General features: G+C 60.9%; 16 protein-coding genes. 8 read left to right on the forward strand and 8 right to left on the reverse strand.

Annotated features, from left to right (window positions below):
* Positions 1–14: 14 nt before the first annotated feature.
* The gene (locus IF199_RS25945; protein ID WP_192559041.1) at positions 15–371 is read left to right on the forward strand and encodes a hypothetical protein; all 357 of its coding nucleotides are present in this window, start codon (positions 15–17) and stop codon (positions 369–371) included.
* A gap of 70 nt (positions 372–441) precedes the next feature.
* The gene (locus tag IF199_RS25950) at positions 442–936 is read left to right on the forward strand and encodes a GreA/GreB family elongation factor (protein ID WP_096820853.1); all 495 of its coding nucleotides are present in this window, start codon (positions 442–444) and stop codon (positions 934–936) included.
* Here IF199_RS25950 and gdhA read toward each other — a convergent pair.
* Entirely contained in the window at positions 933–2,270 is a 1,338-nt protein-coding gene (gene gdhA / locus IF199_RS25955) for an NADP-specific glutamate dehydrogenase (RefSeq protein WP_096820852.1), read from the reverse strand. The two genes, IF199_RS25950 and gdhA, sit on opposite strands and share 4 nt — an antisense overlap.
* Positions 2,271–2,463: 193 nt before the next feature.
* Entirely contained in the window at positions 2,464–4,128 is a 1,665-nt protein-coding gene (gene ettA / locus IF199_RS25960; RefSeq protein ID WP_096820851.1) for an energy-dependent translational throttle protein EttA, read from the reverse strand.
* A gap of 286 nt (positions 4,129–4,414) precedes the next feature.
* On the opposite strand from ettA, the gene IF199_RS25965 reads away from it, so the two are divergent.
* The 5 genes from IF199_RS25965 (at position 4,415) to IF199_RS25985 (ending at position 12,823) form a co-directional block, all read left to right on the forward strand.
* Positions 4,415–8,263, forward strand: coding sequence for a bifunctional diguanylate cyclase/phosphodiesterase (locus tag IF199_RS25965; RefSeq protein WP_102621108.1), 3,849 nt, complete (start codon positions 4,415–4,417; stop codon positions 8,261–8,263).
* A gap of 240 nt (positions 8,264–8,503) precedes the next feature.
* The gene (gene glyA / locus IF199_RS25970) at positions 8,504–9,757 is read left to right on the forward strand and encodes a serine hydroxymethyltransferase (protein WP_096820849.1); all 1,254 of its coding nucleotides are present in this window, start codon (positions 8,504–8,506) and stop codon (positions 9,755–9,757) included.
* A gap of 278 nt (positions 9,758–10,035) precedes the next feature.
* Positions 10,036–11,349: a C4-dicarboxylate transporter DctA gene (locus tag IF199_RS25975; protein WP_192559042.1), complete on the forward strand. Its 1,314-nt coding sequence runs from the start codon at positions 10,036–10,038 to the stop codon at positions 11,347–11,349.
* A 49-nt stretch (positions 11,350–11,398) separates the two neighbouring features.
* Entirely contained in the window at positions 11,399–12,103 is a 705-nt protein-coding gene (locus IF199_RS25980; RefSeq protein WP_007950980.1) for a FadR/GntR family transcriptional regulator, read from the forward strand.
* A 24-nt stretch (positions 12,104–12,127) separates the two neighbouring features.
* Complete coding sequence (locus IF199_RS25985) at positions 12,128–12,823, forward strand: GntR family transcriptional regulator (RefSeq protein WP_192559043.1); 696 nt, start codon at positions 12,128–12,130, stop codon at positions 12,821–12,823.
* A gap of 13 nt (positions 12,824–12,836) precedes the next feature.
* Here the strand turns inward: IF199_RS25985 and yjiA are convergent, their stop codons facing one another.
* The 3 genes from yjiA to IF199_RS26000 form a co-directional block, all read right to left on the reverse strand.
* Positions 12,837–13,808: a GTPase gene (gene yjiA / locus IF199_RS25990; protein ID WP_192559044.1), complete on the reverse strand. Its 972-nt coding sequence runs from the start codon at positions 13,806–13,808 to the stop codon at positions 12,837–12,839.
* A gap of 89 nt (positions 13,809–13,897) precedes the next feature.
* On the reverse strand, positions 13,898–14,095 hold the full coding sequence (locus IF199_RS25995; RefSeq protein WP_003228401.1) for a YbdD/YjiX family protein: 198 nt from the start codon (positions 14,093–14,095) through the stop codon (positions 13,898–13,900).
* A 15-nt stretch (positions 14,096–14,110) separates the two neighbouring features.
* Positions 14,111–16,177 (reverse strand): carbon starvation CstA family protein, encoded by a 2,067-nt coding sequence (locus IF199_RS26000; protein ID WP_096820844.1) that lies wholly within the window; start codon positions 16,175–16,177, stop codon positions 14,111–14,113.
* A 159-nt stretch (positions 16,178–16,336) separates the two neighbouring features.
* On the opposite strand from IF199_RS26000, the gene IF199_RS26005 reads away from it, so the two are divergent.
* Positions 16,337–16,705, forward strand: a complete 369-nt coding sequence (locus IF199_RS26005) for a PilZ domain-containing protein (RefSeq protein ID WP_085712214.1) — start codon at positions 16,337–16,339, stop codon at positions 16,703–16,705.
* On the opposite strand, the gene radA is transcribed toward IF199_RS26005, so the two are convergent.
* From radA to katB, 3 genes are read right to left on the reverse strand one after another with little or no spacing between them, the layout of a single operon-like run.
* Positions 16,706–18,073, reverse strand: a complete 1,368-nt coding sequence (gene radA / locus IF199_RS26010) for a DNA repair protein RadA (protein ID WP_039771749.1) — start codon at positions 18,071–18,073, stop codon at positions 16,706–16,708.
* A 45-nt stretch (positions 18,074–18,118) separates the two neighbouring features.
* Complete coding sequence (locus IF199_RS26015) at positions 18,119–18,664, reverse strand: ankyrin repeat domain-containing protein (RefSeq protein ID WP_192559045.1); 546 nt, start codon at positions 18,662–18,664, stop codon at positions 18,119–18,121.
* 51 nt (positions 18,665–18,715) lie between these two features.
* The gene (katB, locus tag IF199_RS26020) at positions 18,716–20,257 is read right to left on the reverse strand and encodes a catalase KatB (protein ID WP_102621111.1); all 1,542 of its coding nucleotides are present in this window, start codon (positions 20,255–20,257) and stop codon (positions 18,716–18,718) included.
* Between the last annotated feature and the right edge of the window lie 177 nt (positions 20,258–20,434).

A 20,434-nucleotide genomic window follows, 5' to 3' on the forward strand; every position in this document is an offset into this window, starting at 1 on the left:
CGCGGGAGAGTGTGATGTGGCGGTGTGCGGTTTTTGCGGGCGTGTTGCTGTTGCTGGGTGGCTGTCAGAGCACCCACGAAGACCTGATCGCCAAGGGTTACCCACCGGCGTTCGCCGACGGTTTCGATGACGGTTGCATCAGCGGCCGCCAGGCGGCCGGTTCGATCAGTGGCGAGTTTCGCAAGAACGTGCCGCGCTATCTCAAGGACAAACAATACGCCGAAGGCTGGAGCGACGGCTTCCGTCAGTGTCAGGCGATGCTGGAAAACAAGGACCGCGAAGACTATCGCAACGAACATTGGGACGAGCGCGAACGGGCCTGGCAGCAACAGAAGGATCAGGGCGCCGCGCGGGCTTATCGCTCGCAGTAGGTCGTTTCCAGACATCCAGTGAAACTCATTGCCTGCGACCATGGCCCAACGGTTGTCACAGGAGGTCACCATGAGCCGTGCTTTCGTCAACGAAGACAATGCCGCCGCGCAGGCCGACCAGCCGGTCGAACGGCAGGTCAGCACTCAGCCCAATTACGTCACGCCACAGGGGCTTGCCCAGTTGCAGGCGAAAGTCGCCGAACTGCAAACCCTGCATGCTGAACAGGCGGCCATGGGCGAGCAGGCCGACAAACAGCGCCTGGCCGATCTCGAACGGGATTTGCGTTATTTCAATCAGCGGGTCGGCAGCGCCCAGGTCGCGCTCGCCCCGACCTCGACCGACAAGGTGCAGATCGGCAGCTGGGTGACATACGCCGATGAACACGCCACCGAGCGCCGTGTGCAACTGGTCGGTGAAGATCAGGCCGATGCAGCCAACGGCCTGATCAACTGGGCCTCACCGCTGGGCCGCGCACTGCTCGGCGCCCGGCTCAACGACGAAGTGCTGTGGCAGCGCCCGGCCGGCAATCAACTGATCGAAGTGATCCGCATCGATCTGCCTTAAACCACGCCTTGCGCCAGCATCGCGTCGGCGACTTTGACGAAGCCGGCGATGTTCGCGCCTTTGACGTAGTTGATCCGCCCGTTTTCCTCACCGTAATGCACGCAAGCGTGGTGGATCGACTGCATGATCGCGTGCAGCTTGCTGTCCACCTCGCCCGCCGTCCACAGCAGGCGCATGGCGTTCTGCGACATCTCCAGACCGCTGACCGCCACGCCGCCGGCATTCGATGCCTTGCCCGGCGCGAACAGGATGCCGGCCTCGATAAAGATATCCACAGCCTCAAGGGTGGTCGGCATGTTCGCGCCTTCGGCCACACACACGCAGCCGTTACGCAGCAAGGTGCGGGCGGCTTCGGCGTCGAGTTCGTTCTGGGTGGCGCATGGCAGTGCGATGTCGCACGGCAACGACCATGGCAACTGACCGGCGCGGAACTCCAGGCCGAATGCCGCCGCCAGTTCGCTGATCCGCCCGCGCTTGACGTTCTTCAGTTCCAGCAGCGCCAGCCACTGTTCTTCGCTCAGGCCTGCCTCGCAGTACAACGTGCCTTCGGAATCGGACAGGGAAATCACCTTGCCGCCCAGATCCATCACTTTGCGGGCCGCGTACTGGGCAACGTTGCCGGAACCGGAGATCGCCACGCGCTTGCCTTCGACGGTCTGCTCGCGACGCTTGAGCATTTCTTCGGCGAAATACACGCAACCGAAACCGGTGGCTTCCGGGCGGATCAGGCTGCCGCCGTAGGTCATGCCCTTGCCGGTCAGCACGCTGGTGAACTGGTTGCTCAGGCGTTTGTACTGGCCGAACAGGAAACCGATCTCCCGTGCGCCGACACCGATATCGCCGGCCGGCACATCCACGTCGGCACCGATGTGGCGGTACAACTCACTCATGAATGCCTGGCAGAAACGCATGACTTCGGCGTCGCTCTTGCCCTTCGGATCGAAGTCCGAACCGCCCTTGCCGCCGCCCATGGGCAACGAAGTCAGGGAGTTCTTGAAGGTCTGTTCGAAGGCGAGGAATTTCAGCACGCCCATATTCACCGAAGGATGGAAGCGCAAACCGCCCTTGTACGGGCCGATGGCGCTGTTCATCTGGATGCGGAATCCGCGATTGACCTGCACCTTGCCCTGATCGTCGACCCACGACACGCGGAACACCACCGCCCGCTCCGGCTCGCAGATGCGCTCCAGAATTCCCGAGGTCAGATAGTGCGGATGGGCTTCGAGAAACGGCCACAGGCTGCGCAGGACTTCTTCGACGGCCTGGTGGAATTCGGGTTGATCCGGATCGCGTTTTTTCAGACGGGCGAGGAAGGATTCGACGGATTCGATCATGGGAAAAGTCTCGGCAAATTTGTTGTCGTTGGAAGAGATTGAGCCGGACTGTAACAAACGACATGTACACAGCAACAGACAAAAATGTCGCATTTATGAAAACAAATAGTACACACGCTATAAATCAGTCTGAATTTCAGGCAAAAAAAAGCGAAGCCCGAAGGCTCCGCTTTTTCATGCAACCAACCTGTGATCAGGCCAGTTTCTTGTGGCGTACCCGGTGTGGCTGGGCCGCTGCTTCGCCGAGACGCTTTTTGCGATCGGCTTCGTACTCGGTGTAGTTGCCTTCGAAGAACACCGCTTGCGAGTCGTCTTCGTACGCCAGGATGTGCGTCGCGACGCGGTCAAGGAACCACCGATCGTGAGAGATCACAATGGCAGCGCCCGGGAAGTCCAGCAGGGCTTCTTCCAGGGAACGCAGGGTTTCAACGTCGAGGTCGTTGGACGGTTCGTCGAGTAGCAGGACGTTGCCGCCCTCCTTCAGGGTCAGCGCCAGATGCAGACGACCGCGCTCACCACCGGACAGGTCCTTGACGAACTTCTGCTGATCGCCGCCCTTGAAGTTGAAGCGACCGACGTAGGTACGCGACGGGATCTCGTAGTTGCCGATGCGGATCTGGTCGGAACCGTCGGAGATCTGCTGGAACACGGTCTTGCTGCCGTCGAGGTCTTCGCGGCTCTGGTCAACGCAGGCCAGTTGCACGGTTTCGCCGACTTCGATGGTGCCGGAATCCGGAGTCTCCTTGCCCATCAGCATGCGGAACAGGGTCGATTTACCAGCACCGTTACCACCGATCACGCCGACGATGGCGCCTTTCGGCATGGAGAACGACAGGTTGTCGATCAACACGCGATCGCCGTAGCCCTTGGTGACGTTCTTGAATTCGATGACCTTGTCGCCCAGGCGCGGACCGGCCGGGATGTATATCTCGTTGGTTTCCGAACGCTTCTGGAATTCCTGCGATTGCATTTCTTCGAAGCGCTGCAGACGAGCCTTGGATTTCGACTGGCGGGCCTTGGCGCCTTTGCGCACCCACTCCAGTTCTTCCTTCATGGCTTTTTCGTGAGCCGATTGCTGCTTGGATTCGGCCGCCAGACGATCGGACTTGGCTTCCAGCCAGCCCGAGTAGTTGCCTTCGTACGGAATGCCCGCGCCGCGGTCGAGTTCCAGAATCCAGCCGGCAACGTTGTCCAGGAAGTAACGGTCGTGCGTGATCGCTACCACAGTGCCCGGGAAGTCGTGCAGGAAGTGTTCGAGCCACGCAACGGAGTCGGCGTCCAGGTGGTTGGTCGGTTCGTCGAGCAGCAGCATGTCCGGGGCGGACAGCAGCAGACGGCACAGGGCCACACGACGTTTTTCACCACCGGACAGGTGTTCCACTTTCGCGTCCCAGGCCGGCAGACGCAGCGCATCGGCGGCGACTTCCAACTGGCGCTCCAGGTTGTGACCGTCGCTGGCCTGCAGGATCGCTTCGAGCTTGGCCTGTTCGGCGGCCAGCTTGTCGAAGTCGGCATCCGGATCGGCGTAAGCGGCGTAGACCTCGTCCAGGCGGGCCTGGGCGTCCTTGATCACGCTGACCGCTTCCTCGACCACTTCACGCACGGTCTTGGTCGGATCGAGTTGCGGCTCTTGCGGCAGATAACCGATGTTCAGTTCCGGCATCGGGCGCGCTTCGCCTTCGAATTCGGTGTCGACGCCGGCCATGATTTTCAGCAGCGTGGACTTACCCGAACCGTTGAGGCCGAGTACGCCGATCTTGGCGCCCGGGAAGAAGGACAGAGAAATGTTTTTCAGGATTTCCCGCTTCGGCGGAACAACTTTGCCCAGCCGATGCATGGTGAAGACGTATTGAGCCATGGAGAACCTTGGGTCAGTGACAGATGAATGATTGGAGCGCAGGCGATGCCCGGCCAGACCATGCGCGTCGTTCACTTGATGGTGATCAATGCGTGCGCGCTGAAAAAAGTCTGATTCTAGGAGCTGGAACGCTCCCGCGTAACCGGCAAAGCTACCTGAATGACCGGTGGCAGTCCAGCCGAGCGGGGCTGGCACTTCGCCACAACTCAAGGCATGCTAGCCGCCCTTTGGGCGTCCGGCTTATAGTGCACGTCGCGCCAGTCCAGCCAAACCGCAGGATTACAGCTTGTCCAATGTCACTCCGCCTACTTCTGTGAGCAGCACCCCACCGGCGCCCGGCTCGTCCCTGCGTGGGACATTGAAAGGCGCGCTGGCGACTTTGGTGCTGTTACTGCTGGCGTTGCTGTTCTGGCAACTGCTCGATCAACTGCGTGAAACCCAGAAAAACCAGCGCCAGTACACCATCGACTACACCGCCGATCTCGCTTCGCAAGTCAGCCTCAACATGTCGCTGAACGCGCAGATCGCACTCAATCTGCTACCGATCGTCGAACAGCCGCAGTCCACCGACGATCAGCAGGCGCTGCTGCGCAAGTTGCAGCAATCGCTGCCGGACCTGCGCAGCCTGGCCTTGCTCAGCCCCTCCGGAAAAATCCTCAGCGACAGCGCCACTGACAGCCAGGACGCCGACTACCTCAGCGATCTGGTCCGCCGCAGCCACGCCCAGGCCCATTATTTCAGCAATGCCGACGACGGCTCGGTGGTGCATCTGCTGCTGCATCAGGCCAGCGGCAGCACCCGCGGCTATTGGGCACTGCGCCTGACCCCGACCTTCTTTGCCTCGCTGACCAAACAGGGTGACAGCGGCATCCGCCCTTTGTGGCTGGTGGAAAACCGCATCAACCATCAGATCATCAGTCGCGACGAAGCCCTGCCCTCTACCAAGACCAGCACCCTGACGCCCGACGATCTGGCCAACAGCGTGCTGACCGTGCCGCTGAGCAGCAGCGACTGGCAACTGCGCGGACTGTTCGATCGGCAACATGTACTGGAAGAATTGCTGCCCGCGTTCATCGGCAAATGCCTGCTGGGTCTGGCGTTCTCGCTGTTGCCATTTATCGCGTTGCTCAACATGCGCCGCCGCCAGCGTCAGGTACATGAAGGACGTCGTCGTTATCAGGATATTTTCGAAGGCACTGGTGTGGCCCTGTGCGTGCTCGATCTTTCGGGGCTCAAGCAGGTTTTCGAGAAAGCCCAGATACAGACCAGCGACCAGCTCAAGGCCTGGCTCGACCAGCCGCAACAGCGCCAGCAACTGCTCCAGGAGCTGCGGGTCACCGAGGTCAACCAGGTGGCGCTGCAACTGCTTAACGTCAATTCCTGCGACCACGCCTGGCAACTGCTGATCGACGGTCATCCGCACAGCCAGTGCGCCATCGGCAATCAAGTGCTCGATGCCGTGCTCCAGCAGCAAAAGCAGCTGGAACTGGAAATCAAGTTGCCGGACATCAATGGCCGCGACCAGCACCTGTGGCTGGTGCTGCGCCTGCCGCAGGAACAGCACGACTACAAGGCTGTGATCCTGAGCATCAACGACATCACCAGCCGCAAACTGATCGAACTGTCACTGCTGGAGCGCGAAGGCTTCTGGTCGGACGTGGTGCGCACCGTGCCGGATCACCTGTACGTGCAGGATGTGATCAGTCAGCGGATGATTTTCAGCAACCACCACCTCGGCCAGACCCTCGGTTACAACCGCACCGAGCTGCATCAGATGGGCGAGTACTTCTGGGAAATCCTCCTGCACCCGGAAGACGCCGACTATTACCACCGCTCGCGGCAGATGCAGCGTCACGCCGGTTACAGCCAGTTGCTGCAATGTCAGTTGCGCTTCCGTCACCGCGACGGCAAGTGGCGGCGTTTCGATATCCGCGAACAGGCGCTGGCCCGGGACAAGCACGATCAGGTCACGCGGATCATCGGCGTGGCCAAGGACATCACCGAGCAGATCGAAGCCAGCGAATCCCTGCGCGACAGCGAGCAGCGCTACCGGATGCTCGCCGAAAGCATCAGCGACGTGATTTTCTCCACCGACAGCAAGCTGTCGCTCAACTACGTCAGCCCGTCGGTGCAAGCGGTGCTCGGTTACGACGCCGAATGGATTTTCCAGAATGGCTGGCAGTCGACCATCGCCAACCCGCAGCAACTGAGCGGCATCTATCACCTGATGGACCGGGTCAGCAAAGCCCTGGACAAGCCCGAACAACTGGCAATCCTGCGCAGTCAGGTACAGACCCAGATGTTCCTGTTCGACTGCCTGCGCGCCGATGGCCGCAAGATCCCGATCGAACTGCGCCTGGTGCTGGTGTGGGACGAACACGGCGCCTTCGAAGGCGTGCTCGGGGTCGGTCGCGACATCAGCCAGCAGCGCCGTGCCGAGAAAGACCTGCGCATGGCGGCCACGGTATTCGAGCATTCGACTTCGGCGATCCTGATCACCGACCCGGCCGGTTACATCGTTCAGGCCAACGAAGCGTTCAGTCGAGTCAGCGGCTACGCGGTGAGCGAAGTGCTCGACCAGTTGCCGAACATGCTCACCGTCGACGAACAGCAGGACGCGCACCTGCGTTACGTGCTCAAGCAATTGCATCAGCACAGCACCTGGGAAGGCGAAGTCTGGCTCAAGCGCCGCAATGGCGAGCATTACCCGGCGTGGGTCGGCATCACTGCGGTGCTCGATGACGAAGGCGACCTGGCCAGTTACGTGTGCTTCTTCAGCGACATCAGCGAGCGCAAGGCCAGCGAACAACGGATTCACCGCCTCGCCTACTACGACGCCCTGACCCATCTGCCGAACCGCACGCTGTTCCAGGATCGCCTGCACACTGCGCTGCAATCGGCCGACCGGCAGAAGTCGTGGGTGGTGCTGATGTTCCTCGACCTCGACCGCTTCAAACCGATCAACGACTCTCTCGGCCACGCCGCCGGCGACCGCATGCTCAAGGACATGGCCACCCGGCTGCTGGCCTGCGTCGACGATGACGACACCGTGGCGCGGATGGGCGGCGACGAATTCACTTTGCTGCTGCAACACCGCTCCAGCCGCGAGATGGCGCTGAACCGTGCGATCCATGTGGCCGAGCAGATTCTCGGTAGCCTGGTGCGGCCGTTCGTGCTGGAGGGGCGCGAATTCTTCGTCACCGCCAGTATCGGCATCGCCCTGAGCCCGCAGGACGGCAACGAACTCAGTCAGCTGATGAAGAACGCCGACACCGCGATGTACCATGCCAAGGAGCGCGGCAAGAACAACTTCCAGTTCTATCAGGCCGACATGAACGCCAGTGCGCTGGAGCGTCTGGAGCTGGAAAGCGATCTGCGCCACGCCCTCGAGCAGAATGAATTCGTGCTGTATTACCAGCCGCAGTTCAGCGGCGACGGTAAACGCCTGACCGGCGCCGAAGCCCTGCTGCGCTGGCGTCATCCGCGTCGCGGGCTGGTGCCGCCGGGGGATTTCATTCCGGTGCTCGAAGAACTCGGGCTGGTGGTAGACGTCGGCGACTGGGTGATCAGCGAAGCCTGCCGTCAGCTCAAGACCTGGCACCAAAGCCGCGTGCGCGTGCCGAAAGTCTCGGTGAACATTTCCGCCCGGCAGTTCTCCGACGGCCAGCTCGGCACGCGGATCGCCACCATCCTCAAGGAAACCGGCCTGCCGCCGGCGTGCCTGGAGCTGGAGCTGACCGAAAGTATCCTGATGCGCGAAGTCAGCGAAGCGATGCAGATCCTTGCCGGCCTGAAGAACCTCGGCCTGAGCATCGCGGTCGACGACTTCGGCACCGGTTACTCGTCGCTGAACTACCTCAAGCAATTCCCGATCGACGTGCTGAAGATCGACCGCACCTTCGTCGACGGCCTGCCGTCCGGCGAACAGGACGCGCAGATTGCCCGGGCGATCATCGCCATGGCCCACAGCCTCAATCTGGCGGTGATCGCCGAGGGTGTGGAAACCCACGAGCAGCTGGACTTCCTGCGCGAGCATGGTTGCGACGAGGTTCAGGGTTATCTGTTCGGGCGGCCGATGCCGGCCACCCGCTTCGAGGCGCAGTTCAGCAATGATGCGCTGTTCATGTTCGACTGAAGATCGGCGGCGCGGCCTTCGCGAGCGAGCCCGCTTCCACAGGGATTGATGTCGATCACAAAATCGTGGGCCGGCCTCGGTTATTGTGCGAACCGGCTGGTCAGCGAAAAGGCCGGCACGGACGCCACATATCTGGTCATGAACGCCACTTGTCTGCGACATGATGTCGTTTCATATGCCATCCAAAACCCGATGGGTTAGAATGCCCCCCTTTTCTGCCCCCGATCCTTGAGGACCGCCATGTTCAGCCGTGATTTGACTATTGCCAAGTACGACGCCGATCTTTTTGCCGCCATGGAGCAAGAAGCCCAGCGCCAGGAAGAACACATCGAGCTGATCGCTTCGGAGAACTACACCAGCCCAGCGGTGATGGAAGCTCAAGGCTCGGTTCTGACCAACAAGTACGCCGAAGGCTACCCGGGCAAGCGCTACTACGGTGGTTGCGAGTACGTCGACGTTGTTGAGCAACTGGCCATCGACCGCGCCAAAGAGCTGTTCGGCGCCGACTACGCCAACGTTCAGCCGCACGCCGGCTCGCAAGCCAACGCCGCTGTCTACCTGGCCCTGCTGTCGGCCGGTGACACCATCCTGGGCATGAGCCTGGCTCACGGCGGTCACCTGACCCACGGCGCCAGCGTTTCCTCCTCCGGCAAGCTGTACAACGCCATCCAGTACGGCATCGACGCCAACGGCCTGATCGACTACGACGAAGTCGAGCGTCTGGCGGTCGAGCACAAGCCGAAAATGATCGTAGCCGGTTTCTCTGCCTACTCGCAGATCCTGGACTTCCCGCGTTTCCGCGAAATCGCCGACAAGGTTGGCGCCTACCTGTTCGTCGACATGGCTCACGTGGCCGGTCTGGTCGCCGCTGGCGTCTACCCGAACCCGGTTCCGTTCGCTGACGTCGTGACCACCACCACCCACAAGACCCTGCGCGGTCCACGTGGTGGCCTGATCCTGGCTCGCGCCAACGCCGACATCGAGAAGAAGCTGAACTCCGCCGTATTCCCGGGCGCCCAGGGTGGCCCGCTGGAGCACGTGATCGCCGCCAAAGCGATCTGCTTCAAGGAAGCACTGCAGCCTGAGTTCAAGGCTTACCAGCAACAAGTGGTGAAAAACGCCCAGGCCATGGCCGGCGTGTTCATCGAGCGCGGTTTCGACGTGGTTTCCGGCGGTACTGAAAACCACCTGTTCCTGCTGTCGCTGATCAAGCAGGAAATCTCCGGTAAAGACGCCGACGCCGCTCTGGGCAAAGCGTTCATCACCGTGAACAAGAACTCCGTGCCAAACGACCCACGCTCCCCGTTCGTCACCTCCGGTCTGCGCTTCGGTACTCCGGCTGTGACCACTCGCGGCTTCAAAGAGGCTGAGTGCAAAGAGCTGGCTGGCTGGATCTGCGACATCCTGGCTGACCTGAACAACGAAGCGGTGATCGACGCCGTTCGTGAGAAAGTCAAAGCCATCTGCAAGAAACTGCCGGTATACGGCGCTTAATTGCGACGCTAAAACCGCAGCATGAAAAACCGGCCAAGTGATTGGCCGGTTTTTTTTCGTCCGCAAAAAAGTTTCGAACGGCAAATGGCTCAAAGTCGGGGTATTGCGCCCAACTGGTCAGACCGGTCATGCCAATTCGTCATTTTTCACTTGCGATCCGTAAAAAACAGCGCCTAGACTGCACCCGCACTGGACATACCGGTAAGACCACAATAATTAAGTCCTGAATCTGATACGCCCCGCGTACGGCAGCCAGGACACCGACCAGGATTCCTCCCATGCTCAGATGGTGCTCGCGTTCAATCTTCCTCCAAGTGGTTCTCGGACTGATTCTCGGCATCGTCTGCGGGCTGACCCTTCCTGAATACTCGGCCCAGCTCAAACCGCTCGGCGACGGTTTCATCAAACTGATCAAGATGCTCATCGGCCTGATCGTGTTCTGCGTGGTGGTCAGCGGCATCAGCGGCGCCGGCGACCTGAAGAAGGTCGGACGCATCGGCCTCAAGTCGGTGATCTACTTCGAAGTGCTGACCACCATCGCGCTGGTGATCGGTCTGGTGTTCGCGTTCAGCACCGGGATCGGCAGCGGCGCCAACATCCATCTGGAGCAACTGTCCGCCGCCGACATGGGCGACATCGCCGAACGCGGCCAGCACATGCACACCACCACCCAGTTCCTGATGGACCTGATCCCGACCTCGGTACTCGGCGCCTTTGCCGACAACAACATCCTGCAAGTGCTGTTGTTCTCGGTGCTGTTCGGCAGCGCGTTGAATCTGGTGGGCGAAGCCGCTTCCGGGATCTCGCGGCTGATCAACGAGCTGAGCCATGTGATCTTCCGCATCATGGGCATGATCGTGCGTCTGGCACCGATCGGCGTGTTCGGTGCCATCGCCTTCACCACCAGCAAATACGGCCTCGATTCCCTGCAACACCTGGGCAGCCTGGTCGGTTTGTTCTACCTGACCTGCATCGCCTTCGTCGCACTGATTCTCGGCCTGGTGATGCGCCTGTCCGGTCTGCGTATGTGGCCGCTGCTCAAGTACCTGCGCGAAGAACTGCTGATCGTCATGGGCACCGCCTCCTCCGACGCCGTGTTGCCGCAGATCATGCGCAAGCTGGAACATCTGGGCATCGGCAGCTCGACCGTCGGGCTGGTGATTCCCACCGGTTACTCGTTCAACCTCGACGGATTTTCGATCTACCTGACCCTGGCCATCGTGTTCATCGCCAACGCCACCGGTACGCCGCTGGCCATGACCGATCTGTTGACGATTTTGCTGGTGTCGCTGATTACCTCCAAAGGTGCCCACGGCATTCCGGGATCGGCGCTGGTGATTCTCGCCGCGACGCTGACGGCCATCCCGGCGATTCCGGTGGTCGGTCTGGTGCTGGTGCTGGCGGTGGACTGGTTCATGGGCATCGGCCGGGCACTGACCAACCTGATCGGCAACTGCGTCGCCACCGTAGCCATCGCCCGCTGGGAAAAGGATATCGATGTGCAACGGGCGAACAAGGTGCTCAACGGCGAGCAGGGCTATAACTTTCAGCCGAGAAAAACGGTCGCTCAAGCGGCGGCCAAAGAATTCTGAATGATCGCCGTGCCTGCGCACATGCAGGCACGGCTCATGGAGCGAACACGTGATTACTACATCAACCGTCGTCAACTCAGTGGTAGAAAAACTCCGGGCCGCCCTCGCCCGTGGCCAGTGGCGCTCCGGCGAGATGCTGCCGGGCCAGCGCGAACTGGCCGAGCAACTGGGCATCAGCCGCCCGAGCCTGCGCGAAGCGGTGATCGTGCTGGAAACCCTCGGTCTGGTGCGTTCGATGCCGGGCAAAGGCGTGGTGGTGCTCGACGCCCAGGCCAGTGACAGTCAAAGCCACGACAGCGCAGTGGCCGGCGCCAGCCTCGAAGATGTGCTGCAACTGCGCTACACCCTCGAACCGTTCATCGTCGGTCTGGTGGCGCAGTCGATCAGCAGCAAGGAAGTCGGGCAACTGCGCCTGACCCTGATGGACATGCGCGAAGCCCTCGAGGCAGGTGACAGCGAGGCCGGCGTCAGCGCTTACATCGCGTTTCACGAAGAGCTGTTCACCCTGACCTCGAACCCGATTTTCCAGAGCGTGGTGCAACAGACCAGCAACGCCCTCAAGCAGAGCGCCGAAGTGCTGCGCAATTCGCCGGAGCACCTGGCCGAACGCCTTGAGGAAAACGAGGCCGTGGTGCGCGCGATCCGCAGCAAGAACAGCGCTCAGGCCAGCGCCGAGATGCGCCGGCATATCCTGCGTGAAGGCCAGCGCATGGGGATCGAGCTGAATATCCCGGATGACAACCTGAGCCACTGAAACGCCTCACACTGGAGACCGGCCATGAACAGTCTTGCCACGCCGTCGCATTCTCGCCAGACCTCGGCGGCCCTGCCCTTCTCCCGCCTGCAGACGCCGGTGGACGAGCTGTATCCGCGACTGTTCGACGCAATCCTCGAACAACGCCTCGATGCCGCCAGCCGCTTCACCGAAGAGAGCCTGAAGCAGATGTTCGGTGTCAGCCGCGCGGATGTGCGTCGGGCGCTGACCCAACTGTCCCACGAACAGATCATCGTGCTGCGGGCCAACCATCGACCGCGCATAGCCGCGCCGGACGCCGAGCAGACACGTCAGGCCTTGCACGCCCGGCGCCTGGCCGAGAACACGCTGGTGCGACTGGCTTGCCAGCATGCGCAGGCTGAAGACTTGAAACGCCTGCGCGCCTTGATCGAACGCGAACGCCAGGCTGTGGATAAAGACCGACGCGGCGCGGCGATTCGCCTGTCCGGGGAGTTTCATTTGCAGCTGGCGAAAATGGCCGGGAATGCACCGCTGGCGCATTTTCTCGGCACGTTGGTGCCGCTGACCTCACTGGCGATTGCGCGTTGCATTGAAAGCACGCACAGCTGTTGCGGCTGGCAGGATCACGCCCGGATCGTCGAGGCGATCGAGCGTGATGACGCCGCCGAGGCCGTGTCGCTGATGAACCGTCATCTGGATCATCTGGAACAGACGATTCTCAGCGGCTCCACGCACTGAGACAGCGGCGGACTCAGTCCGTCGCCACCTTGGCAAACCCCGCCCGGATCTTATCTTCCGGCAGATCATCGGCGATAAACACGATCACGCTTTCCCGTGCCTCGCCCTCGGCCCACTCGGTGTCCCAATCGAAGCCGTAAAGTTTCAGCACGCCCTGGAACACCAACCGACGATCTTCGCCCGCAATGTTCAGCACGCCTTTGTAGCGCAGCAATTGCTTGCCGTGTTCTTCCAGCAATTCGTTCATGAACTCGCTGAGCTGATCGATATCCAGTGGCTGATCGGTACGCAACACCAGACTGGAAATCCGGTCGATGGACGGCGCCTTGCTGACCGGGCGCAGACTCACCCCGCCACCGAGATCGGCATTCAGGTTGAAGCCACGCACATCTAGCAATTCAGCCAGATCGATGTTGCCGTGTTCGACCACGCGAATCGGCGCACGGCGGTTGATACGGGTCAGGCGTTCGCTGAGTGCGGTGAACGCAGCCTCGTCCACCAGATCGGTCTTGCTCACCAGCAAGCGGTCAGCAAAACCGATCTGCGCCTGCGCGATGGTCTGGGTCAGGTGCAGCTCGGCATGGGCCGCGTCGACAAGGGTGATGATGCCGTCGAGCAGGTAACGCTCACGCAGTTCTTCGTCGATGAAAAACGTCTGTGCCACTGGCGCCGGGTCGGCCAGGCCAGTGCACTCGATGACCAGCCGATCGAAGGCGATTTCGCCGCTGTCCAGCCGTTCGAGCAGCAGGTACAGGGCTTTGGTCAGGTCGGTGTGGATGGTGCAGCAGACGCAGCCGTTGGCCAGGGTCATGACTTGCACCGGCTCGTCGCCCAGCAATTGGGTGTCGATGCCGGCGTCGCTGAATTCGTTTTCGATCACGGCGATTTTCAGGCCGTGCTCGGCTTTCAACAGATGGCGCAGCAAGGTGGTCTTGCCGGCGCCAAGGAAACCGCTGAGCACCGTGACCGGGATGGGAGAAGACAAACTCGATCTCCTTCAATTGCACAAATAAAAATGGGAGCAGGCCGAAAGACCTGCTCCCACCTCACTTCTGGTGAACCGCGATCAGCGGCTCAACAGCACTTCGGCCCACCCTTGCCACCGTAACGGGCTTCCTGACGTTCGCGAAAGAACATCTCGTAGCTCATCACCGGTTTGTCCGGGTGTTTGGTTTGCATATGCTCGACGTACGTGTCGTAGTCGGGCATGCCGACCATCAGGCGCGCGGCCTGACCGAGGTATTTACCGAGGCGACTCAGGTCATTGAACATGGTGCAATCCTCTGGTTACGCGTCCGGCAGGGCCTGGAACGGCGATTCTTTATCCGTACGCTCTTTTTTGCCCCAGGCGGCGATGCCGACCTTGAGCGCATAGAACAGGATGCTGAATACCACGAACAGGAACAGCGCGGTCAGCGTTGCGTTGGTGTAAGCGTTGAAGATCACGTGCTGCATCTGCTCGACGCTCTTGGCCGGTGCGATCACTTGGCCTGCGGCCAGTGCATCGCTGTACTTCTTGGCCAGCGACAGGAAGCCGACAGCCGGGTTGGCGTCGAACAACTTGATGAAGCCTGCAGTCGTGGTGCAGATCAGCAGCCAGGCAGCCGGCAGCAGAGTGACCCAGATGTAGCGCTGACGCTTCATCTTGATCAGGACCACGGTGCCGAGCATCAGCGCGATACCGGCCAGCATCTGGTTGGAGATACCGAACAGCGGCCACAAGGTGTTGATGCCACCCAGCGGATCGATCACGCCCTGATACAGCAACCAGCCCCACATCGCCACACAACCGGCGGTGGCGATCAGGTTGGCGGTCCAGGACTCGGTACGTTTCAGCGCCGGCACGAAGGAGCCGAGCAGATCCTGCAGCATGAAGCGACCGGCACGGGTGCCGGCGTCCACAGCGGTCAGGATGAACAGCGCTTCGAACAGGATCGCGAAGTGGTACCAGAACGCCATGGTGTTTTCACCCGGCAGGACACTGTGCAGGATCTGCGCGATACCGACCGCCAGGGTCGGTGCACCACCGGCACGGGCCAGGATGGTGGTTTCGCCGATGTCATGCGCCACGGCTTGCAGCGCCTCAGGCGTAATCGCAAAACCCCAGTTGCTGACAGCGGTCGCAACAGCCACCACGTCACCGCCGACAACTGCCGCCGGGCTGTTCATGGCGAAGTACACGCCCGGCTCGATCACCGAAGCGGCAACCATGGCCATGATGGCCACGAACGATTCCATCAGCATGCCGCCGTAACCGATGTAGCGGGCGTTGGTTTCGTTATCCAGCAGTTTCGGCGTGGTGCCGGACGAGATCAGTGCGTGGAAGCCCGATACCGCACCGCAAGCGATGGTGATGAACAGGAACGGGAACAGACCGCCCTTCCACACCGGGCCGGTGCCGTCGACGAACTGGGTCAGGGCCGGCATTTTCAGCTCGGGCATGGTAACCAGAATGCCGATCGCCAGGGCGATGATGGTACCGATCTTGAGGAACGTGGACAGATAGTCACGTGGCGCGAGGATCAGCCAGACCGGCAACACAGCGGCAACGAAGCCGTAACCGATCAGCATCCAGGTGATTTGCACGCCGGTGAAGCTGAAGGCCTTGGCCCACACCGGGTCAGCGGCAATCTGCCCGCCCAGCCAGATCGAACCGAGCAGCAGCACCACGCCGATCACCGAGATCTCGCCGATGCGGCCCGGGCGGATGTAGCGCATGTAGATGCCCATGAACATCGCGATCGGGATGGTCGCCATCACGGTGAAGATGCCCCAAGGGCTCTCGGCCAGGGCTTTGACGACGATCAGCGCCAGTACCGCGAGGATGATGATCATGATCAGGAAGCAGCCGAACAGCGCGATGGTGCCGGGGATACGGCCCATTTCTTCACGCACCATGTCGCCCAGGGAGCGGCCGTTGCGACGGGTGGACATGAACAGGACCATGAAGTCCTGCACCGCGCCCGCCAGCACCACGCCGGCAATCAGCCACAGCGTGCCGGGCAGGTAGCCCATCTGCGCAGCCAGTACCGGACCGACCAGAGGCCCCGCGCCGGCGATGGCCGCGAAGTGGTGTCCGAAGAGAATGTGTTTGTTGGTCGGAACGTAGTCCAGACCGTCATTGTTGAGCACGGCGGGGGTGGCCCGGCGTGGATCGAGTTGCATCACATTGTTAGCGATGAACAGACTGTAGTAACGGTACGCAACCAGATAAATGGCCACGGCGGCGACCACGATCCACAAGGCGTTGATCGCCTCGCCTCGGCGCAATGCCACTACGCCCAGGGCGCACGCTCCTACGATTGCCAGCACTAGCCAGGGTAAGTGGCGCAGCAGGCTATTATTATTTTTCATTTTATTATTCCAGCCAGGGTGGACAAGAAAGACAGCCACCCCGAGTTTAGCGCTACTGGCGGCAAAGGCCATACCCCGACATTGGTCGGACGCCCTGCCTGACTGGCAACACTCGACGTGGCGGGTCTATAGTCAGCGAACCGTCCAGAGGATTGCGCCATGAGCGAGCACCCGTCCGAGCGTCGCCGCTTCAAACGTATCGCGTTCGATGCCAGAACCGAATTGAGCCAGGGTGAATACATCTGGCCGGTGAAGCTGATCGACCTGTCGCTCAAGGGATTGTTGATCGAGCGGCCGGAGCCGTGGCTGGGGGATGAAACGCAGGACTTCAACGTCGACATTCACCTGAGCGACGACACCGACATCCAGATGGATGTGCAACTGGCGCACGACGATCATGGCCAACTGGGTTTCCAGTGCCGGCACATCAGCCTGGAATCGATCCAGCGCCTGCGCCGCCTGATCGAGCTCAACCTCGGGGATGAGGCCGAGCTCGAACGAGAGCTTGGCGCGTTGATGGAGCTCTGATTACTCGAAGAGTGAATCCAGCGCCTGTTCCAGACGCGTCACTGCAATGATCTGCAAGCCTGGAGGCGCTTCCTTCGGCGCGTTGCCCTTGGGCACGATCGCGCGCTTGAAGCCGTGCTTGGCCGCTTCCTTCAAACGCTCCTGACCGCTCGGCACCGGACGTACCTCACCAGACAAACCGACTTCGCCGAACACCAGCAGATCGTGGGGCAACGGACGGTTGCGCAGACTCGACATGACGGCGGCCATCAACGCCAGGTCGGATGCGGTTTCCAGCACCTTCACCCCGCCGACCACGTTGAGGAACACGTCCTGATCGTGAGTCGGAATGCCGCCGTGGCGATGCAACACCGCCAGCAACATCGCCAGACGGTTCTGATCCAGACCCAGAGTGACCCGACGCGGGTTGGCCAGATGACTGTCATCCACCAGCGCCTGGACTTCCACCAGCATCGGCCGGGTGCCTTCCCACGTTGCCATTACCACACTGCCCGGGACTTCTTCCTGAGCGCGGGTGAGAAAAATTGCCGAAGGGTTGGAGACTTCTTTCAGGCCCTTGTCGGTCATGCCGAACACACCCAACTCGTTGACCGCGCCGAAACGGTTTTTCACCGCCCGCAGCAGGCGCAACCGGCCATCGGACTCGCCTTCGAAATACAGCACAGTGTCGACCATGTGCTCCAGAACACGCGGGCCGGCCAATGCGCCTTCCTTGGTGACGTGGCCGACCAGGAAAATCGCCGTGCCGCTTTGCTTGGCGTAACGCACCAGCAACGCCGCACTTTCGCGTACCTGGGACACGCCGCCCGGTGCCGATTGCAGTTGTTCGGTGAAAATCGTCTGGATCGAATCGATCACCATCACCTTGGGTTTTTCCTGACGGGCGGTGGCGATGATGGTTTCGATGCAGGTTTCGGTCATGACCCGCAGTTGATCCTGCGGCAACCCCAGGCGGCGTGCGCGCATCGCCACTTGTTGCTGGGATTCCTCACCGGTGACGTACAGCGCCGGCATGGTCTTGGCGAGGTTGCACAGGGTCTGCAACAGAATCGTCGACTTGCCGATACCCGGATCACCGCCGATCAGCACCACCGAGCCGTCCACCAGACCACCGCCGAGCACTCGGTCCAGCTCGCCGGAGGCTGTGGAAAAACGCGGAATCTCTTCGATGCTGACTTCGGCCAGGGTCTTGATCTGCGCCTGTTGCCCGGCCCAGCCGGTGCGCCCGCTCGGGGCGGCGGCACCGCCACTCTCGACCATGGTTTCGGTCAGGGTGTTCCACGCGCCGCATTCGCCGCACTGCCCGGCCCACTTGGGAAAGGTTGCGCCGCACTCGGTGCAGCCGTACATGCGCTTGGCCTTGGCCATCTGAACCCCCGGCAAAAACCGCGATGATAACGCAGCCGTCGCCGATCAGCGCGGCGCGGCGGTACGGATTTCCCCGCTGGCCAGACGCGCGGCGCTGTTGCCCAACGGATCTTGCGCGTTCAGATCGGCGCCCCTGGCCTTGAGGGCGTCGAGCAATGCCTCACGCTTGAACAGCCCTGCGTACATCGCAGCGGTCTGACCCGCCCCGTTGCGTTGGTCCGGGTTGCAGTCGGTAGCCATCAGTCGACGGGCGATCTGCAATTCCCCTTTGAATATGGCCCCCATCAGGGCGGTGTTTCCGCGCTGATCTTGGGCACAGGCATTCGCCCCGGCAGCCAGCAACTTGTCCACCGCGTCACCTTCGCCGTGGTAGGCCGCGAGCATCAGCGCGGTGTAACCCTTGGCATCCCGGGTATCCAGGGAATAGCCCGCCTCGATGAAGGTGTCGAGTACGGCGATATCGCCCTCACGGGCGGCATTGAAGTAGTAGTCCTGCAACTGCGCCTTGAGCGCATCAGGGTCCTGTTCGGCCGGTGCGGCCATGGTCGCGAACGACAGACAGCCCAGCAACAGCGAAAGACAGACACGCATGAGTCACCTCCTTGAAGGGAAACGGAGCCCTTTCGGGCCCCGCGATCGTTCTTAGTCGACCAGTTTGGCCGCCAGGGCCTTGACCCGATCCAGGTCACCCTTGGCCACCTTCGTCACGCCGGCGCCGTACTCCGGATCAGCCTTATAGAGGAAGGACAGGATGATGTGCTTGCTCTCGTCATCGGTGCTCGCCAGCGAACCGCCAAAGCTCTCGATCAGATCCTGACGCTCCTTCTTGCTGAAGGATCGATACAGATCACCGGCCTGCTTGAAGTTCTGCTCACGCTGGATTTTCGCCTGCTGAGTGCTGCCTTGCAGGGACGTCTGGCTGTACCGTGCGCCTTGCGGCTCCTCACGCGGGTGCAGGCGGCTCGGCTGGTAGTTCACGCCCGTATTGCTGGCGCCGAAGTTCATCGCGCCATCCTGATTACCATTGTTCACCGCAACTTTTGGAGCGTTGATGGGGAGTTGCAGGGCATTGGCACCCAGGCGATACATTTGAGTATCGGCATAAGAGAACACTCGGCCTTGTAACAAGCGATCTTCCGAAGGCTCGATACCGGGAACAATATTGGCCGGCGCCATGGCCACCTGTTCAGTTTCCTGGAAGACATTTGCCGGATTGCGGTTCAAGACCATTTGTCCAACTTTCCGTTCAGGAACATTGGGCCAGATCTTGGTTGCGTCCAGTGGATCGAAATCAAACTTGGACAAATCTTGCGGATTCAGGACCTGAATGTACAAGTCCCACTTCGGAAAATTGCCTTTGTTGATATTAGTTACCAGATCATTGGTCATGTGACTGTAGTCACGACCCTGAACTTTTGCGACTTGTTCAGGATCGAGATTCTTGATCCCCTGCAAACTTTTCCAGTGAAACTTCACGTAGTGCACTTCACCCTTGTCGTTGACCAACTTGTAGGCGTGCACACCGTTGCCATCCATCTCCCGATAACTGGCGGGTGTCCCTGAGTTGGAATACAGCTCGGTCAATGTACGAGTGGCTTCCGGTACATGAGAGAAGAAGTCGAAACGGCGCGAGTCGTCGTCCAGGTTAGTGCGCGGATCAGGCTTGAAAGCATGCACCATGTCCGGGAACTTGATGGCGTCGCGGATGAAGAACGTCGGGAAGTTGTTACCGACCAGATCCCAGTTACCGTCAGCGGTGTAGAACTTGGTCGCGAAGCCCCGCGGGTCACGCAACGTTTCCGGGGAATGATTGCCATGAACCACAGCAGAGAAGCGCACGAAAACCGGTGTGACCTGGCCGGCAGCGAACACCTTGGCCTTGCTCAGATCACTGAGATCGTTGGTGACGGTGAACGTGCCATGAGCACCGGTGCCACGGGCATGCACGACGCGCTCGGGAATACGCTCGCGGTCGAAGCGCTGCAGTTTCTGGATCAGTTGCACGTCCTGCAACAGCACCGGGCCATTGGCGCCGGCGGTTTGCGAGTTCTGGTTATCGCCTACCGCCGCACCGTTATCCCGGGTCAGAGGCGCGGCGTTCACGGAAAAGGTCAGCAGGCTGGCGGCCAATACGCCGACGGTACGGCGAAGGGGCAATACCCCTGAACCAAGTGTGGAATTCATTTCAGGTTCCTCTGTTGTTTGAGGCGCATCCAGGTGCGCCAACCAGAGGCTAGAGAGTCACGACGGCGAACATAAATAGAAAATCCACACTCCATCGATTGAGAAAAATAGCTTCTCGATCAGAGCCTTGCGGAGTAATTCGCGCGCGATTAGTGGCACTTTGCAAACTAATCGCGA

This window comes from Pseudomonas allokribbensis (genome assembly GCF_014863605.1).
GTDB lineage: Bacteria > Pseudomonadota > Gammaproteobacteria > Pseudomonadales > Pseudomonadaceae > Aquipseudomonas > Aquipseudomonas allokribbensis.

Bases quoted from the DNA above. Each gene is read 5' to 3' on its own strand.
- IF199_RS26000 (WP_096820844.1), bottom strand. From the start codon at position 16,177: ATGAAAAATAATAATAGCCTGCTGCGCCACTTACCCTGGCTAGTGCTG.
- IF199_RS25975 (WP_192559042.1), top strand. From the start codon at position 10,036: ATGCTCAGATGGTGCTCGCGTTCAATCTTCCTCCAAGTGGTTCTCGGA.
- IF199_RS26005 (WP_085712214.1), top strand. From the start codon at position 16,337: ATGAGCGAGCACCCGTCCGAGCGTCGCCGCTTCAAACGTATCGCGTTC.
- radA (WP_039771749.1), bottom strand. From the start codon at position 18,073: ATGGCCAAGGCCAAGCGCATGTACGGCTGCACCGAGTGCGGCGCAACC.
- IF199_RS25945 (WP_192559041.1), top strand. From the start codon at position 15: ATGTGGCGGTGTGCGGTTTTTGCGGGCGTGTTGCTGTTGCTGGGTGGC.
- IF199_RS25995 (WP_003228401.1), bottom strand. From the start codon at position 14,095: ATGTTCAATGACCTGAGTCGCCTCGGTAAATACCTCGGTCAGGCCGCG.
- IF199_RS25985 (WP_192559043.1), top strand. From the start codon at position 12,128: ATGAACAGTCTTGCCACGCCGTCGCATTCTCGCCAGACCTCGGCGGCC.
- IF199_RS26015 (WP_192559045.1), bottom strand. From the start codon at position 18,664: ATGCGTGTCTGTCTTTCGCTGTTGCTGGGCTGTCTGTCGTTCGCGACC.
- ettA (WP_096820851.1), bottom strand. From the start codon at position 4,128: ATGGCTCAATACGTCTTCACCATGCATCGGCTGGGCAAAGTTGTTCCG.
- glyA (WP_096820849.1), top strand. From the start codon at position 8,504: ATGTTCAGCCGTGATTTGACTATTGCCAAGTACGACGCCGATCTTTTT.
- IF199_RS25950 (WP_096820853.1), top strand. From the start codon at position 442: ATGAGCCGTGCTTTCGTCAACGAAGACAATGCCGCCGCGCAGGCCGAC.
- gdhA (WP_096820852.1), bottom strand. From the start codon at position 2,270: ATGATCGAATCCGTCGAATCCTTCCTCGCCCGTCTGAAAAAACGCGAT.
- katB (WP_102621111.1), bottom strand. From the start codon at position 20,257: ATGAATTCCACACTTGGTTCAGGGGTATTGCCCCTTCGCCGTACCGTC.